14 protein-coding genes and 1 pseudogene are annotated in these 15,370 nt (G+C 54.4%); 1 reads left to right on the top strand and 14 read right to left on the bottom strand.

The features are described 5' to 3' along the window. Positions 1 to 102: 102 nt before the first annotated feature. The 9 genes from JFT58_RS25785 to JFT58_RS25745 form a co-directional block, all read right to left on the bottom strand. On the bottom strand, positions 103 to 1,293 hold the full coding sequence (locus JFT58_RS25785; protein WP_198834740.1) for an STY4528 family pathogenicity island replication protein: 1,191 nt from the start codon (positions 1,291 to 1,293) through the stop codon (positions 103 to 105). Beyond that, positions 1,290 to 1,838, bottom strand: coding sequence for a DUF2857 domain-containing protein (locus tag JFT58_RS25780; protein WP_198834739.1), 549 nt, complete (start codon positions 1,836 to 1,838; stop codon positions 1,290 to 1,292). Before JFT58_RS25780 ends, JFT58_RS25785 begins: the two co-directional genes overlap by 4 nt. Continuing rightward, positions 1,835 to 3,421, bottom strand: a complete 1,587-nt coding sequence (locus tag JFT58_RS25775) for a ParB family protein (protein WP_198834738.1) — start codon at positions 3,419 to 3,421, stop codon at positions 1,835 to 1,837. The genes JFT58_RS25780 and JFT58_RS25775 overlap by 4 nt, the downstream gene beginning before the upstream one ends. A gap of 14 nt (positions 3,422 to 3,435) precedes the next feature. After that, entirely contained in the window at positions 3,436 to 3,645 is a 210-nt protein-coding gene (locus tag JFT58_RS30695; RefSeq protein ID WP_198834737.1) for a hypothetical protein, read from the bottom strand. An 81-nt stretch (positions 3,646 to 3,726) separates the two neighbouring features. Continuing rightward, positions 3,727 to 4,569 carry a ParA family protein gene (locus JFT58_RS25765; RefSeq protein ID WP_198834736.1) on the bottom strand — a complete coding sequence of 281 codons (843 nt, stop codon included), beginning with the start codon at positions 4,567 to 4,569 and terminating at the stop codon, positions 3,727 to 3,729. 4 nt (positions 4,570 to 4,573) lie between these two features. Continuing rightward, positions 4,574 to 4,804 (bottom strand): AlpA family transcriptional regulator, encoded by a 231-nt coding sequence (locus JFT58_RS25760; RefSeq protein ID WP_198834735.1) that lies wholly within the window; start codon positions 4,802 to 4,804, stop codon positions 4,574 to 4,576. Positions 4,805 to 4,919: 115 nt separating this feature from the next. After that, complete coding sequence (locus tag JFT58_RS25755; protein ID WP_198834734.1) at positions 4,920 to 5,666, bottom strand: hypothetical protein; 747 nt, start codon at positions 5,664 to 5,666, stop codon at positions 4,920 to 4,922. Between the two features lie 105 nt (positions 5,667 to 5,771). Further along, a complete protein-coding gene (locus tag JFT58_RS25750; protein WP_233095453.1) occupies positions 5,772 to 6,512 on the bottom strand; it encodes a TetR/AcrR family transcriptional regulator in 741 nt (246 codons plus the stop codon). A gap of 101 nt (positions 6,513 to 6,613) precedes the next feature. Then, positions 6,614 to 7,993: an MFS transporter gene (locus JFT58_RS25745; protein ID WP_198834733.1), complete on the bottom strand. Its 1,380-nt coding sequence runs from the start codon at positions 7,991 to 7,993 to the stop codon at positions 6,614 to 6,616. Positions 7,994 to 8,160: 167 nt separating this feature from the next. Between JFT58_RS25745 and JFT58_RS25740 the strand changes: the two genes are divergently transcribed. After that, positions 8,161 to 9,930, top strand: coding sequence for a CocE/NonD family hydrolase (locus JFT58_RS25740; protein WP_198834732.1), 1,770 nt, complete (start codon positions 8,161 to 8,163; stop codon positions 9,928 to 9,930). A 75-nt stretch (positions 9,931 to 10,005) separates the two neighbouring features. Here JFT58_RS25740 and JFT58_RS25735 read toward each other — a convergent pair whose 3' ends face one another. The 5 genes and pseudogenes from JFT58_RS25735 to JFT58_RS25715 form a co-directional block, all read right to left on the bottom strand. Next, positions 10,006 to 11,337 (bottom strand): OprD family porin, encoded by a 1,332-nt coding sequence (locus tag JFT58_RS25735; RefSeq protein ID WP_198834731.1) that lies wholly within the window; start codon positions 11,335 to 11,337, stop codon positions 10,006 to 10,008. A gap of 201 nt (positions 11,338 to 11,538) precedes the next feature. After that, positions 11,539 to 13,119: pseudogene (locus tag JFT58_RS25730) on the bottom strand (cation acetate symporter); the annotation flags it as partial. A gap of 77 nt (positions 13,120 to 13,196) precedes the next feature. Beyond that, entirely contained in the window at positions 13,197 to 13,559 is a 363-nt protein-coding gene (locus JFT58_RS25725; protein WP_198834729.1) for a DUF485 domain-containing protein, read from the bottom strand. A 36-nt stretch (positions 13,560 to 13,595) separates the two neighbouring features. Continuing rightward, the gene (locus JFT58_RS25720; protein ID WP_198834728.1) at positions 13,596 to 14,813 is read right to left on the bottom strand and encodes an FAD binding domain-containing protein; all 1,218 of its coding nucleotides are present in this window, start codon (positions 14,811 to 14,813) and stop codon (positions 13,596 to 13,598) included. Further along, positions 14,806 to 15,285, bottom strand: a complete 480-nt coding sequence (locus JFT58_RS25715) for a VOC family protein (protein ID WP_198834727.1) — start codon at positions 15,283 to 15,285, stop codon at positions 14,806 to 14,808. The genes JFT58_RS25720 and JFT58_RS25715 overlap by 8 nt, the downstream gene beginning before the upstream one ends. Positions 15,286 to 15,370: the final 85 nt, after the last annotated feature.

The following is a 15,370-nucleotide window of genomic DNA, read 5'->3' as shown; positions in this document are numbered from 1 at the left end:
TTCATGGGAAGCATGTCTCTGCTTCTCCCTAAAAGTTTCATAGTTTGGTCTGATGTGTTCGTAGAGTGGAACTCCATGGATTTGATGCCACTGGCATCAAATCTACTGACGTCCACCGCGTTTGCCACGCAGTTGGCGCAGCTCATTCAGGCACGCTTGGGCGAGGGCGGATGCGGGTTCGCCCTGTTTTCGAATGGGACGCGAGGGGGTTGGTGCAGGTGGTTCTGCAATGGGTGACGGTTCTGCCCGACCTACCCAAGGACGAAAGTCACCTTTCAGCGCACGCTGGATCAGGCCCATCAGATACGCCGCTGGCTTGCGGATTCCACCGGCCGCACAGCGTGCCCCCGCTTCGTTGAGCACCGCCTGCCGATCCGCGGGCTTGAGCTTGTTCAGCGCCACGACGATGGCCTGACGCTCGCTTGGGCTCAGGTGCAGCGGAGTGGGCCAGTGCAGGTTATCCACCGCTGGGGTCGCGCGCGGTACTGTACAAATACTTTCTTTTAATACAGTACAGGCGGCGTTCGGATTCCGAACGGTGCCGGAAACACTTGCGTTCAGACTCGGTTCGGAATCCGAACGAGGGCCTGCACGATTCCGAACGAGGGCATCTTCCCTCAGTTCGGAATCGTGTAACACGGCATCGGTTGCCTGATCCAATCCTTGCTGCGTCCAGTGTTCGCCCCAGTTGTCGAGCCGCGTCGGTAACCGATCCCGATCGATATCCGTGTCCTGGCGGATTTCTTCCACAATGTGCTGCGCGACAATGCGCACAGCCTTGGTTGCATGGCCGAGGGCATGTCCGACTAGCGCCAGGTAATCCTGATCCAGTTCCATGGCTTCGGCGGGGGTTAACGGCTCATCGTGCAGAACGTACAGCGAACCTTGAAGGCGTCCGCTGAGCTGCTCGCGTCCGCGACTCACCAAACTGAGCCAGCGCGTCAACCTGAGCATCGTCAACACCCGAGCAATGGTTTCACGGGAGGCTGACGCACCGTAGGGCACGCTTGACAGGTAAGGCTGCAAATCCTCATAGCGCGGTGTGACCACGCCCTGGCCTTGCAGCATGAGTCGAAACACTTGCCAGGCATTACGTTCCAACGGCGTCAACCGACTATCCAACAGCAGCCGACGTGGCACGACTTCGTGAGATTGGCCACTGAACAGAAAGCCAGATTGCAGGGCCTGGTTGGAGGGTTGTTCAGTGGTAGGGCGTACGGGCCAGCGTTCACTCAGCTGCTGGGTGCATTGCTGCAGGACACGCTGCCAGCGTTTGGCAGGGGCATTGTTCATGTGCCGTTGCTGTACTGGTCGATCTGCTGCCAGACGATGGTCAAGCTGATCTGTTGCTCTTCGGCCAGCATCATCATGGCGTCGAGCTGATCTTCAGTACCATCTTGCGCACGCAGCTGGCACCAACGCTGCCAAAGTGCATGTTCCTGGGCTTCACTCAAATGCTGAGGGCGGCCCTTGCGGGTTTCTATCTTGAGCAGACGCCGACGCAGGGCGGTTTCCGAATGCGCCAGGCCGAAGCACTGATACATGATCGTGCTGCTGGCGCCCAGCTTGAGCGCTCGGTTGATCAAGCGCTCGTTCTGCTCGTCACGCTCGGCTTGTTCGATCAATCGATGCAGCACCGGCGAGTCGATCTTGACCTCTACCCAGGGTACGGTGGCATGGGCCAGGCGTGACAGGGTGGTGGGCGGTAAGGATTGTAACAAGCAGATGTCGTCCTCACTCAGTCCGAGTGCCTTGCAGCGCTGCAGGTTTCCCTGGCGCAACTCGTGCAGCACCTGGGTCAGCATGGCCTGGTTGAGCACATTGAAGGACAGGTTCATGGCTGCTCCTTCGGTGAGTCGTCTTCAGGAGTAAGCGTTAAGTCGATGAGGCGACGGGCCAGGCGGATCAGGCGATACAGTTTGATTAATAGACCGTCGGGCAGTCGCTCCAGTCCCACGTCCACGGCGGGACGATTTGTGAGCGGGAGTTGATAGATCCCCAGCAACAATTGGCCAAACAGCGCTGACGGCAGTTGCTTACGATCTTCCCAGTTGACTTCGTCCTGAGCGCGCAGCAGGGCCAGGAGCAATAAGTGAACGCCGGTCGCGCGAGGCGCTGCAAGATCAACTCGCTCGATGTTGAGGGCGAAACCCAAGCCATGCTGCTGATCGATGATGCTCTCGGGATGTCCGGCATAGGCCGCCATTTCCCGCGCCAGTGTGGCAATGGCGGATCGCAGTTGTTCGGGAGTATCCAGTGTTGGTGCGATGGTCCAGATGTCGTCGATCGTGCCGGCTTCGAAGGTCGGTACTGCTTCAGTGGCAGTCTCGCGATCGATCTGTTCGCGAATCAGTTGAACGCGAGACGGAGGGCTGACTGCTGATACGGCATTCGTTTGGGGCGGTGTGAGCAGTTCCTCTCGCGCTGTTTCGTTCTGGGTTCTGGGCTCGGTTGATTGGGGGCGTAACTCGGAGGAGGGTAATCCTACCGCAGCTTTATCCAGGCTTTGCGGATGACCATTCTCTGCGGACGCACTAGCGACAATACCAGGCGTCGAGATGACTCGTTGGGTATCGCTCAGCTCAAGGGCCAGCATACGGTAGGACTGTCCGAGCAAGGGGCTCATGCGTTCGAGCAGGTCATCCTGGATCTGCTCAAGATCGAAGGATTCGGGGTCGGCATCGAAATAACCCAGTGTATCGAGCCAGAAATCGGCGAACGCAACGGGGGCGGTTGGATAATGGTTCCAGGTTCGCTCTGCCTGACTACGCAGTGCGATCAGGCGTTCAACTTGGGGTTTACCTAACCCGGCATACAGGGTTTGTGGAATGGCGGGCAATAAGTATTCGAGGGTGTCGAGCATCCGGCTGATGTGCGACTGCGAAATCGGATAGCCTCCAGCGGCAAGACGTCGAACCAGCTCACGTTGTGAGAGCAAAGCGCCATCTGCTTCGAGCATGGTTTTGAGTTTGGCTACCGCCAGAGCCCGTTCGATGAAAGTGAGTTGGCCGTGCAAATCGCTTTCGGCCAGATGGCCGAGTAGGGCGGTGATTTCATTGCTCCAAGGTCGGAACAGGCAATGAATGCGAAAGAAGCGCTCGTCGCGAGTTTCCTGCCACAGCTCGCCGAGAATAGCCAAGCGCGTATTACCGCCGTTACGGATGATGAAATAGGTTTCACCCGGCCGTCGGGTAATCGGTGGCGGTTGATCCAGCCCGCGTTCACGGATCGAAGCCTTGATATCGTCGTATAGCGGATTACGAATGAAGCGCGGGTTGTGTTCGTAGGGCCGCAGTTCCTCCAGCGTGACCAACATAGGCGTGTCAGTAAGTGGATCGGACAGCCGCTCCAGCTCCGGCCCTCGAGGGAAGTGGTCCTGGTGCAGCTTGTCGGTGATCTGCTCCTGACTGAGCTTCTTCATCGGAACAACCTCAGTTAACGCTGGTTACGCAAATGGTCACCGATCTCGAACTTGACGATCTCGGCAGTGCCCGAACCTTCGAAATGTCGGGAAAGTTCTGCGAGGAACCACCCTATGGCCGAGCGCCCACCCTGCAGGCGAAAGACCACGGTGCAGTACTCCTCGCAAGGTGAGTGGTGTGGTCGAATGGATGGCTGAACGATGATGGGCAGTTGATCCAACATAGAAGAATCCTAGCCAACCACTGTTGGCATAAAGGTCGATAAAAAATGACTTGGCGAAGAATGCCGGCGTGGTGATTTGTCTCATCGAATCTCCACGCATCGGCTCACCGAAGAGATCGCTTCGCGCCATTCCGGAAACAACTCGATGGCCAGAGCTTGCATGGTTTCCAGCGCTGATGGCGAGCGTCGTTCCCGTGACTGGCGTGGCTCAATTCGGTGGACCGGTAGGCCAAGGGAGGCAGCATTGAGATACGCCACTCGGTCTGGAACTACGGTGTCTAGGACCGAGATATTGGTAGTCCCAGCAAAGGTTTCGCGCAAGCTATGGATGATCATCCGAGTGTCCACTCGAATGGCATTCACCTGGTTCAGTAGCAGTCGTAAGGGGAGTGGTGGAATGCCCCGGTGGCGGAAAGGTTCGAGTTCGCTGAGTAGCTTCAAGGTGCCGCGCTGCAGTTCGCGGGCGGCGAGCATTTCCGGGGCGATGGGAGAGAGGACGAAGTCGGAGGCCAGGATGGCCATCTCCAGCAGCACGCTACGCGCACCTTGGGTGTCGATCAAAAGCACGTCATAGTAGGTGCGGAAGTTGCCGAGCAGATTGCGCAGCCGTAATCGCCCGTCAGGAGCGTGCAGCAGCAAGGTACTCAGCCGGCCTTGATCGTCGTTGGAGGCGATCAGATCGAGCCCTGCAATCACTGTCCTGGAAATAATCTGGGCGGTCATAGCTAGGTTGAGTGCTATAAAATCGTACGCACCGGCATCAGCCTTATGGCTCAAAGCGTAATAGCTGGAGAGAGTGGGTTGGCTATCCAGGTCCAGTAGCAGGACGCGTAGGCCTGCGTCAGCCAGCAGGCCGCCGAGGTTGGCGGTCACCGTGGTTTTGCCCACGCCACCTTTAGTGGAAACCACCGAGACCACACGCATGACATCAGGCCTGCTGCCCTAAGCGTTCAACGACCCACTGCTCGATTTCCAGCGAGTCCCAGCCGACTGCCCGCAATCCAATGCGTTTAGCCTGAGGGAATTTACCTTCCTTCATCAGATTGTAGATATGCGCGCGTTTGAAGCCGGTTTTTCGCTCCACCTCGTCACGTCGCATGATGTGGCGTTCGACCTGCGCTTGAGGCATTTCAGCGATGGGTGAAAATTGGCTGGACATGATGGTCACTCCTGGCGCCGATTGGCGCGTGGTGGGAAGTGACCTGAATTAAATAGCAGAAAGGGGAGGAGGTCATTGCACTGCAATCGAGGGGATTGCAGTGCAATGACTCTGCTTATTGGTTTTTTCTGAAGCTGCGATTAGCGGCGGCGAATTTTTCATCCAACGTCCGTTTGCTCAGGCCTGGTACCTCGCTATAGCGTGCGATAACCGCATCAACGATGGCAGATTGGCTCTTGAACACGGATAAGGAGTTGCCAGCAGGTGATTCGTCAAGAAAGAGATTGAGTAACGCGCCAATGATGTTGAGATAGGTGACCTCGCTACGCTCACTAAGCTTTTCGTGAGCTACCAGCATCGCGTTGAGATTATTTGGGTCAAGTCCTATGCGTTGAAGGTCGGTCAAAATTTTCTGATGATTATGCTGTATTGCTTTTAGCTCTCGTAGGAGGGTATCTCGATCTGCCTGTAGTGACAGGAAAGTCCCAAGACTGACTTTTTCAAGATCGTCGCGGTTTGGCTCAAACAAAAAGCTAGGTTTTTGATGAGGGTAATACACCTGCATCCACTGGCGTAAGTCAGCATGGCGGAGCGTTAGTTGATGAGATTCAACATAGCATCCCGTTGGTACCGAAATACCGAGACAACCATAAGGGAGCTCTCCGTTACGTATCGAATCGTATATTTTTTCGATATTGGCGCGTAGACAGGGCCATTGAGGGAATAACTTAGTTAGCTCCTCCGGATAAGCCCAAGCAGCCCCCGTTATTTCAGCCTCATAGCGGTAAAGATTACACCACCTTAATGCCGCATCGATCGGACGGTAAAAAATTTTGGACTGAGCGTTGAAAGTACCAGACATTTGGCGTTGGACCTCCATTCCTTATGAGTAGGCCTCTAGCTTTACATACGGATTTCTACCTGATTACAGCCGATAGCTCTAACTCGGCTGTCCTATCAGCTAGGGTTAGCTTCCACCTGAAGTATCTTGCAAGGCATGAGGGCTACCATAAAGGAACGAGTCGATCAGCCGCTCTATTAGCCCATCAATATCATCGGTAATAGGAAGGTCATAAATCCATTTCCTAACGCCGATATAAAAAATGCTTGCGTGAAGACTCCAAATCAATTCGAGATCAGTCTCACGGCTGGCCGCGTCGTTCGAGCGGGGAAGACCGTGCGAGTGTCTAATCTCGTCGATGACCGGAAGGAATACGCGTTCGCGGAGTTTAGCCAAGTATTTGTTATTGATACCCTCCCGCGTGAGGCCGGCGAAGATGAAGATCCGGATCCACTCTCGACGCAAGATGACCGAAGCGTAGGATGTGTAGAAGCTCACCAGCCTGGGCTTCAGTTCTACGGAACGGTCCTTGATCAGCTCTTCCCATCTCGAGTCCCACTGATAAACTTCATCATACACGCGGTCAATCAACGCTTCCTTGTTGGGGAAATATCGATAAAGCAATGGCTGAGTTACACCTAGCTGGCGTGCGAGTTCCCTCGTACTCCCTGAAAACCCATGGGTGGCGAAATGCTGTATCGCCTTCATCACGATCTGTCTTTCACGGGCCTGCGGCGTCAGTCGTCTACCGGGGGTTTCAAGGGATTCGGTTTCCGCGGCTACGTCAATGGGCGCAGCAATTTTCGGACTCGTTTTCATTGCTTTTGAAGTGGGCATGATTGATCGCAGGGTCATCAGGGAACTCATCATACAAAACCTGGGATCACCTGGCGAACCGGCTTCTAATAACACCGGATTGGTCACCAAGCAACAACTGCGAGACTATCTGGCATCTTGGCTACTATCGATCACGCGTCCTGATGCGATCCAGTTCTGGTGACCAGCCTCCTGCTCTTGTGGCTCACCTTCCACTTTACCAATATGGAGACAGCAGCAATGAAAACGGGGACTGTCAGCATGCCTGTCACCTGCAGCAGGTTCCAGCCGGAGCCAAGCAGTTGTGCACCGACAAATCCGCTAAGGATGGCACCGAATCTGCCGACTCCACTCATCCAACTTATACCTGTCGCCCGCATGGCTGGTGGGTAACTCATGGCCGCCAGCGCGAATATCCCTGAGTTGGCTCCCGCGATGCAAAAACCTGCAAGACCGGCGTAGGCCATAAGCAATATGAGATGGCTGCCGGCTCCTCCCAACAGAAAGATCAGCAAGGCGCTGCCAAAATACGCTCCCGCCAGCACGCAGTGTGCGTTCCAGCGATCCATAGCACGACCTTGCAGGATTACCCCGATGGCGCCGCCCGTTTGGAACACACCCGCCGTCATCGCTGCATCAGCGACGGTGAATCCTGCGTCGGTGACTAGCATTGGCAGCCAACCGATCAAGATATAAACCGCGAAAGAAGCCATGAAGAACGCGCACCACAGCGCAAGGGTCGACAGTCGATACGTGGTCGAGACGATTGCCGCCACCGGATTACTGGATAGAGCGAATTGACAGCTATCTGACTTGATCTGATCCGTCGTAACCTCTGGGGCAAAACGCCCGAGAATTGAGCGGATGCGCGTGGCTGAGTTGCCTTTTTTGATGAGGAAGTGCAGCGACTCCGGCAATTGTGCCATAAGCAATGGTACCAGCAGTAACGCAGCGCCGCCGCAGGCAAACAGGACGCCTTGCCACCCCCAATAGCGGAGTACCCAGGACGACGCGAACCCACCCGCTGCCGAGCCAATCGTGAAGCCACATAATACCGTAGTGACGATCGCCGCCCGATGTTTGTGGGGCGCGTACTCCGAGGCTAGCGTGCAGGCATTGGGGATGGTTGCGCCCAGACCAAGCCCCGTTAACAGCCTAAGTACGCTCATCCAGTAAAGATCTGAAGCGAAGGGCGTCGCTAGCGTCATGACTGCGAACAACAGTACTCCTCCGACCAATACCAATTTGCGACCGTAGCGATCGGCAATGGGACCGGCGGCAAACGATCCGAGTGCGATGCCCAGCAGGGCAGCGCTGACTACGGGGCCAAGAGCGTGGCGATCGATATGCCAGTCCAAAACCAGGGCTGGTGCGATAAAACCAATTAGCGTGGTATCGAAGCCGTCAAGAAAGATGATCAGAAAACACAGGGCAATCACTTTGAGGTGAAATCTGCCGATGGGTTTAGCCTCGATCAGGTCGGTCAGCTGTATGGGTTTTCCGGATTGTTGGCTGGAAATGGATACGTTCATTTGTTTTCCCCCGGATAGGGTGTCGGGCTAGGAAGGGCTCGGCACTCAATTCCTATTTTTGTTGTTCTGGCTTGCTATCGCGTTGTTCGCTGATTATTGTTTATCGAGCGATAATTAACAAGCCCGGCTTAGCGTTCACTAGCCGATCGATCAACAGGGGAGCCCGCATGACCATAAAAACTAAAAATGTTCAACTCAGCGATTTAGCTGCGTCGCAGATGCTGATCGAATGGGATGTTCCCATCGAGATGGGGGACGGTGTCGTGCTTAGGGCAGATATTTTTCGCCCAGTAGGTGACGGGCCATTCCCGGTCATTCTCAGCTATGGCCCGTATGGGAAGGGGTTGGCGTTTCAAGATGGTTACCCGAGTGCGTGGAAGATTCTGGAGGAAAAATTTCCTGATGCAGTGGCCGGCTCCTCAAACAGTTATCAGAGTTGGGAGGTGGTCGACCCCGAAAAATGGATTCCCAAAGGTTATTCCTGCATCCGGGTGGACTCTCGTGGCGCGGGGCGTTCCGAGGGACTTGTAGATTTGCATGCTCCGCGCGAAACCCAAGACCTATATGAATGCGTTGAGTGGGCGGGGAGCCTCGCTTGGAGCAACGGTAAAGTCGGATTGGCCGGAGTCTCTTATTTTGCGACCAATCAATGGCGCGTAGCGGCAATGCAACCTCCATCCTTAGCGGCCATTTGCGTGTGGGAGGGCTATGCGGATCGCTACCGTGATTCCAGTTACCACGGTGGCATTCGCTGTACGTTTACCCGCAGTTGGCAAGATATGCAGGTCAAAACGGTGCAGAACGGTCGGGGAGAGCGAGGGCCCCGAAGCCCGTTCAATGGCCTGCTGATCTGTGGAGACGATACCTTGAGTGATGACGAACTGGCAGATCGTCGTGTCGATATCTGGTCGACGATCAGCTCAACACCACTGGACGGTCCTTATTATCAGGAACGCTCACCAGACTTCTCCCGGATCCAAGTTCCCCTGCTGTCTTGCGGGAATTGGGGAGGGCACGGCCTTCATCTGCGTGGGAATATCGAAGGTTATGTGCGGGCTGCGTCCAGCCATAAGTGGTTGGAAGTGCACGATGGTGAACATTGGGCTGAGTTCTACACCGACTACGGTGTGCAATTGCAGCAGGCGTTCTTCGGCCATTTCCTCAAGGGCGAGCAGAACGGTTGGAGCGCCAGGGCTAATGTGCAAGTGCGTGTGCGCCATCTTGATCGCACCACTAGCGTTCGCTGTGACTCGCACTGGCCACTCAGTACAACCGAATGGACATTGCTTTATCTTGATCTGGAAAATGGCAGTCTTGTGGATCAAGACCCCGCACAAAAAACAGAATGTTCTTTCGACGCACTGAGTGAAGGCCTAGATTTTCTCAGCGCGCCGTTGTCCTCCCCTATCGAACTGACAGGGCCTCTCGCTGTTTCGCTTAGCGTGTCATCTTCTACAGAAGATGCCGATCTATTCGTGGTAATTCGGGTTTATGATGCTGATGGCGAAGAGGTGACTTTTCAGGGCGCGCTTGATCCACACATGCCGCTTGCATTCGGTTGGCTACGCGCCTCTCACCGCCACATAGATGAAACATTGAGTACACCATATAGGCCCTATCATTCACATGACCGCAAGGAAATGCTCAAACCTGGTACTCCTGTGGATGTGCAAATAGAAATATGGCCCACCTCAATGGTCATTCCTGCAGGGTATCGCTTTGGCTTGACTGTACGGGGTCGGGACTATGAGCATAGTGGAGAAGCGGCATGTCTATCGAACATGAAAAACCCGATGCGAGGCTGCGGACCGTTTGTGCACGACGATGAAACGGACCGACCACAGTCGATATTTGGCGGTAAGACAACCTTGCATGCCGGCAAAGGAAATGCACCACATTTGTTGTTGCCGCTTCAGCGCTGCACATTCGACGAATAACTAAGTGCTTGTTGGAAATGACGATGCCGCTGGAGGAGACTCCAGCGGCATCGTCATTTCCGCAGGCTGCTGACCTCAGAACAAAGCGAGTTGGTAGGTCAGGATCACGCGGTATTCGTCCTGTTCCCGCACCGTAGGTAGATTGCTGTTACGAACCGTAGCGTTCCGCAGCATCAGGCCAACGCCTTTGAGCGGGCCCCCTTGGACTACATAAGCGAGGGTGATATCGCGCTCCCATTCGCTTGCGTTACTGGTATCCGGAGTATTGATGCCATCTCCCTTGAGGTACACGACACTGGCTGTTGCACCCGGTAGGCCTGCAGCGGCGAAGTCGTAGGCATAACGGGCTTGCCATGTCTTTTCTCCAGGGCGGCCGAACTTCTGAATCAGACTGTCGGTGATGAGATAGGTAGAGCCCCCGTCTCCTTGGTTCAACCATGGAAAGTCGCTGTCACCGTTGCTCGCTTGGTACCCCGCGCCCAAGGTATGCCCTCCCAAAGTGTAAAGAAACAATCCACTGTAAAGATTATTGTCTACCTCACCCTTGATAGTTCGACCACCGTAATAGCCTGTTGTAAAATAAGCCGGATCAGTCTCATTGTGGCCGCTATCCTGACTTTTAAAGTAACGCAAATCACTTTTCAGTACTCCAGGTCCGATCTCCAAATTGTAAGTTAATCCTAGGAAGTGTTGTTTATAAAAGTTTTCTAGGCTGCCGTAGTAGTACTGCGCTGTCAGGTCCTTGGTAAGCTTATATTCACCGCCAGCATAATTAAATTTATTGCTGAATCGACCAGTTTGAGGGTTGTTTGCGCCGGTAACGGATAGGTTTTCGTTATTGCTGGAATTGCGGCCTTTGACCTGCTCGATCTGGCCAGCTACGAGGGCAAGATCCTTGATCTCGGCCGCCGTAATCTGTCCGCCTTGCCAGGTTTGCGGTAGCAACCGGCCGTCGTTGGAGAAAACAACGGGCAGTTTAGGCATCAACGTTCCTAACTTTAGTTCTGTGTTGGATAGCTTGATTTTTGCGGTTAAGCCCATGTTGGAAAATTCATCCACCGCGTGATCGCCTTCGCTCGGGAACATGATACCTCCGTAAGCGCCGCCCGTAGGATTTCCGTGTTTGGCGCTGCTGGAGTCAAGTCTCACGCCCAACATGCCGATGGCATCAACTCCAAAGCCTACGACTCCATCGGTATAACCGGAAGTGACGTCCAGAATGAATCCTTGGCCCCATTCCGCCTGGTAGTTATTGTTGTTCGGCGTACCGCTATCTCTGTTGTCTTGATTTATGTAAAAATTACGGGCCTTTAGTGTGGCTTTGCTGTCTGAAATAAAGCTTGCCGCACTTACATAGGGAGTCAGTGCAGCCATCGTTATCGCTACCGCCAGGTTCAATTTTTGCATCGCGCTATCTCTGTCTTTTAGTAGTTTTTATTATGTAAGCTGCGGTGCAGCTTTATTTACGAACGCATTAGACTTCGAATTGGATGATACAACTTTGTGAGGAGTGTTTTAAAAAGCTACGAGTGTGAGCATTTGTGCTTTTCGGGGTTAAATATCTACATATTGCTCGATTGCATTTTTTCTCGTTTGAGGAAGGACTTATTAATTATGGGTTGTCTTCGATTTTTGCCAAGTGATGGAATTGCCCAGTTCCGAGTCCACCAGTTGATTATCGAAACGGTTGCGTTCACTGGTTGCTTGGGCAGAGCGGTCAGTCAGCGAAAACAGGAATATGCCGATGAACCCGATAGTCATGGAAAACAATGCCGGATATTCGTAGGGAAACCAGGCTTGTGGGTGATGCAGGATTTTTACCCAGACCGTTGGGCTGAGTACCGACAGCGTGATCGCGGACCCAAGCCCCAGAGATCCTCCGACTACGGCGCCCCGGGTTGTCAGTCCGCGCCAATAAATCGAGAGCAATAGCACTGGGAAATTTGAGCTGGCCGCGATCGAGAATGTCAGGCTTACGATGAAGGCAATACTTTGCGATTCGAATGCTAGCGCCAACAGAATCGAGAGTACGCCCAGGACGATCGTTGTGATCCTTGAGACTCTCATTTCGTCGCTATCGCTGGCTTTTCCCCTTCGTATGACATGGGCATAGAGATCGTGGGAAACAGCCGAAGAACCAGCCAGCGTAAGCCCGGCAACGACCGCTAGGATCGTAGAAAAAGACACCGCGCACATGAATCCCAGGAATATATCGCCTCCAACAGTGTGCGCCAAATGGATCGCGACCATGTTTATTCCGCCGAGGATGGCCCCGGATGCGTCGTGATAAGAAGGGTTTGTGGCGACCAACGCGATTGTGCCAAAACCGATAATCACGATCAGTGCGTAACCTACGCCGACGATGCCCGTCGCGTACAAAATGCTTTGCCGTGCTGCGCGGACGTTGCCAACCGTGAAGAAACGCATGAGGATGTGCGGCAGTCCTGCGGTACCGAATATCAGTGCAAGTCCCAGCGAAATCGCGGACACAGGGTCTGAGACTAGTCCACCGGGACTCATGATAGCGCCATGTGCGGGATGGCTAGCGACTGCCTTCGTGAACAACTGATTGAGGCTGAAGTCGAAACGAGACAGCACCATGAAGGCCATGAACGCGCAGCCGGCCAGCAGGAGAACGGCCTTGATGATCTGAATCCAGGTGGTGGCGAGCATCCCGCCGAAAAATACGTAGATGACCATCAAGGTGCCGACGATGAGCACCGCAGCGGTGTAGTCGAAGCCAAACAGCAACTCGACAAGTTTGCCCGCCCCTACTAGTTGGGAAACCAGATACAGCAGAACGATGACGATCGAACTCGATGCAGAGAACGCTCGGATAGGGCCTTGTTTCAAGCGGTACGACAGCACATCGGCCAAGGTGTAGCGGCCAAGATTGCGTAAAGGTTCGGCTATGAGAAAGAGGATGATCGGCCAACTGGCGAGGAAACCGATGGAGTAGATCAGGCCATCGAATCCACTGGTGAATACCATTGCCGAAATGCCCAATAAGGACGCGGCTGACATGTAATCCCCCGCAATGGCCCAGCCATTCTGCATCCCGGTGATTTTCCCACCAGCGGCATAGTGGTCGGACACGCTGTTATTTTTGCGTGCTGCCCACCGAGTGATGAACAGCGTGAAAACCACGAATATGAAAAACATAACGATGGCGATCGGATTCTGTGGGCGTACGCTGCCGATAGGACCTGAATCGGCTATCGCTACAGAGGAACACACCAGACCGCCTAATATATAGATGAGCTGTTTCATTGCTGTGCGCTCTCGATGATTGCTTTTATGCGCTGGTCGTAGCAGGCGTTGGAGCGCCAGACGTAAACGGCAACCAGCAGCGTGGTGAACGCGAGCATGCCGAAACCCAACGGTATGCCCCATGTCATGGGAAGGCCCTCGTTGATTGGAGTGCCAATGGCATTGGGCTTGAACGCCAGCGCAAGGATGAAGCTGAAATAAACCAGGAGCATGATTCCAGTCAGACTCCATGCAAACGTGCGACGTTGGTGCACTAATATACGAAATTCCGGGTTGTCCAGAATCGGGTTGCGGGCGTTCAAGGGAGGCAAGCTGCCGGGTACGGTTGTACCTCGAGCTTGCGAGTATGTGCGTTCCATCGTTGTCTCCTGCGAATGCATCGCTGGTTATTGTTTTTATAATTGGAAGGGCGCTGCTGTTTCACGCATGACGGCTTCAGGGGTGCGATAGAGTTCTGCCATCTCCCGTTGCTTGTCGTCTAGTTGAGCCTGCATGTAGGCGCCAAGATGACGAGCGTGCTGGATAACGGCGGTGCCAAATCGGCAACGCACCTCACTGTAGTCAGCGAGTGCTTGCTCGACTGATTCATTCAAGTCCAGCGCCTCAACCAACGCCTTCGCATCGCCCGCAGCCTTTGTCACTCCCATACCGCAGTGGGGACGAGCGACAAATGCTGCGTCTCCAAGCAGTGCGACGCGGCCGAAATTCATGCTCGGAACTTCCAGATCGAAGATGGGTTGAAATAGTGGTTCAGAAGCTTTCGTGACTACTTCTGCAAATTGAGGAGCCAACAGGTTATGGGCTGCCTCATACATTGTGGCGAGCACGTCTTCTCGTATGAATGCCGGTGGGATGCCACCATCGAAGACCTTGCCACTGGCGTCTGTCAGCAGATCCTTCAATGCTTCGTTATCGCATGTGCGATACCATACGAAGTTGTAACGGCGTTCGCCTGGTTGTGTGCTGTTGGAGTGGCCGGCTACCGGGTAGCCGAGGATCTGCTCATGCGGCGGGAGACAGAACGCGAACTTGTCGAAGAGCGTCTCGTGGGTCGAGGCAGACAAGACGTTTTCTTGCACCAGGCCACGCCAGGCAATGTAGCCGGCGTACTGCAGATCAACATCAGGAAGGAAATGTTGGCGGATGGTCGAGCGAAACCCATCCGCAGCGATGATCACATCGGCCTCGTGCCTTGAACTATCTGCCAATGTGACAGCGGCGTGGGTTTCCATACTCTCTACAGCTACCACGTTGCCGCCCGAGTGGTAGTTGCTGTCCGGTATCGCAGCTCTTAGCGCGTGGTACATCTTGCCCCATGCCGTCAGAGTCTGAGGCAGAGCGCTTGCCATTATTAGCTTGCCATCTTGGGCGAGGGTGATGCGCGAACTCACTTGGATGCCAATGGATGAGTCGATAGCGATGCCTGCTGCTGCCATGGCGTCAAACAATTCGGGATGGGTCACAATACCCGCGCCCTGGCCTGCAAGCTCAACGGGGACCCTTTCGAATACATCCACCTGCCAGCCTCGCTTGAGCAGTAAATTGGCGGCAAATAAGCCCCCCAATGAGCCGCCCACGATAATGGCGCGACGTTGTGCAGATGACTTAAGCATGGGACCGCACCCCTGTAGAGCCAAGCATGGCAAGAGCGGCTTGCTCTGCTTCCAGCGCTGGAAAATTCAGTTCGATCGTAACGCCAGAAGGGTCCTCGATGAACACTTGGTGCAGTCCTAGGCTAGGAACAGTGCGGTCACGCCATTCGATGCCCTCACGGCGCAGGGTCTCCCAGAAGTCGGTCAGTCCTGTCACCAAAAAGGCGATATGGTCGACGGTCCCTGTTCCGCTAACGGGAAGCTCCTTGTCCCCAAGATACTGTTTCAAGGCTTCCGGATTCAGTGGGTCTACACCAATGATGTGCACAGTGCCGAAGTCGGCTTCGTCGCCGCCCATGTAGAGCCAGATACCTGGGAAGTCGAAGGGGGGCCTGTAGCCAGCATTGAAACCAAGCACGGTCTGGTAGAAGCGAGAGGATTTTTCCAGGTCGAACGACCTGATCGAATAGTGGGCGAGTTTGGTGATAGGCATAGCGGTCTCCGGTTATTTTTGTATTTATCGATCGATAAATAATATTAGAGCCGCTAGCGTCGCGAGTAAAGTCCCGAAGTAGCGA

Source organism: Pseudomonas sp. MF6767 (assembly GCF_016405475.1).
Taxonomy (GTDB): Bacteria; Pseudomonadota; Gammaproteobacteria; order Pseudomonadales; family Pseudomonadaceae; genus Aquipseudomonas; species Aquipseudomonas paracarnis.
Note: the sequence above shows the minus strand (reverse complement) of the source record. Positions and strands in the feature narration are given on the sequence as shown.

What these genes read in the sequence shown, in the direction of transcription:
- JFT58_RS25785 (WP_198834740.1), bottom strand. Translation starts at nt 1,293, where the DNA reads ATGAACAATGCCCCTGCCAAACGCTGGCAGCGTGTCCTGCAGCAATGC.
- JFT58_RS25780 (WP_198834739.1), bottom strand. Translation starts at nt 1,838, where the DNA reads ATGAACCTGTCCTTCAATGTGCTCAACCAGGCCATGCTGACCCAGGTG.
- JFT58_RS25775 (WP_198834738.1), bottom strand. Translation starts at nt 3,421, where the DNA reads ATGAAGAAGCTCAGTCAGGAGCAGATCACCGACAAGCTGCACCAGGAC.
- JFT58_RS30695 (WP_198834737.1), bottom strand. Translation starts at nt 3,645, where the DNA reads ATGTTGGATCAACTGCCCATCATCGTTCAGCCATCCATTCGACCACAC.
- JFT58_RS25765 (WP_198834736.1), bottom strand. Translation starts at nt 4,569, where the DNA reads ATGCGTGTGGTCTCGGTGGTTTCCACTAAAGGTGGCGTGGGCAAAACC.
- JFT58_RS25760 (WP_198834735.1), bottom strand. Translation starts at nt 4,804, where the DNA reads ATGTCCAGCCAATTTTCACCCATCGCTGAAATGCCTCAAGCGCAGGTC.
- JFT58_RS25755 (WP_198834734.1), bottom strand. Translation starts at nt 5,666, where the DNA reads ATGTCTGGTACTTTCAACGCTCAGTCCAAAATTTTTTACCGTCCGATC.
- JFT58_RS25750 (WP_233095453.1), bottom strand. Translation starts at nt 6,512, where the DNA reads ATGAGTTCCCTGATGACCCTGCGATCAATCATGCCCACTTCAAAAGCA.
- JFT58_RS25745 (WP_198834733.1), bottom strand. Translation starts at nt 7,993, where the DNA reads ATGAACGTATCCATTTCCAGCCAACAATCCGGAAAACCCATACAGCTG.
- JFT58_RS25740 (WP_198834732.1), top strand. Translation starts at nt 8,161, where the DNA reads ATGACCATAAAAACTAAAAATGTTCAACTCAGCGATTTAGCTGCGTCG.
- JFT58_RS25735 (WP_198834731.1), bottom strand. Translation starts at nt 11,337, where the DNA reads ATGCAAAAATTGAACCTGGCGGTAGCGATAACGATGGCTGCACTGACT.
- JFT58_RS25725 (WP_198834729.1), bottom strand. Translation starts at nt 13,559, where the DNA reads ATGGAACGCACATACTCGCAAGCTCGAGGTACAACCGTACCCGGCAGC.
- JFT58_RS25720 (WP_198834728.1), bottom strand. Translation starts at nt 14,813, where the DNA reads ATGCTTAAGTCATCTGCACAACGTCGCGCCATTATCGTGGGCGGCTCA.
- JFT58_RS25715 (WP_198834727.1), bottom strand. Translation starts at nt 15,285, where the DNA reads ATGCCTATCACCAAACTCGCCCACTATTCGATCAGGTCGTTCGACCTG.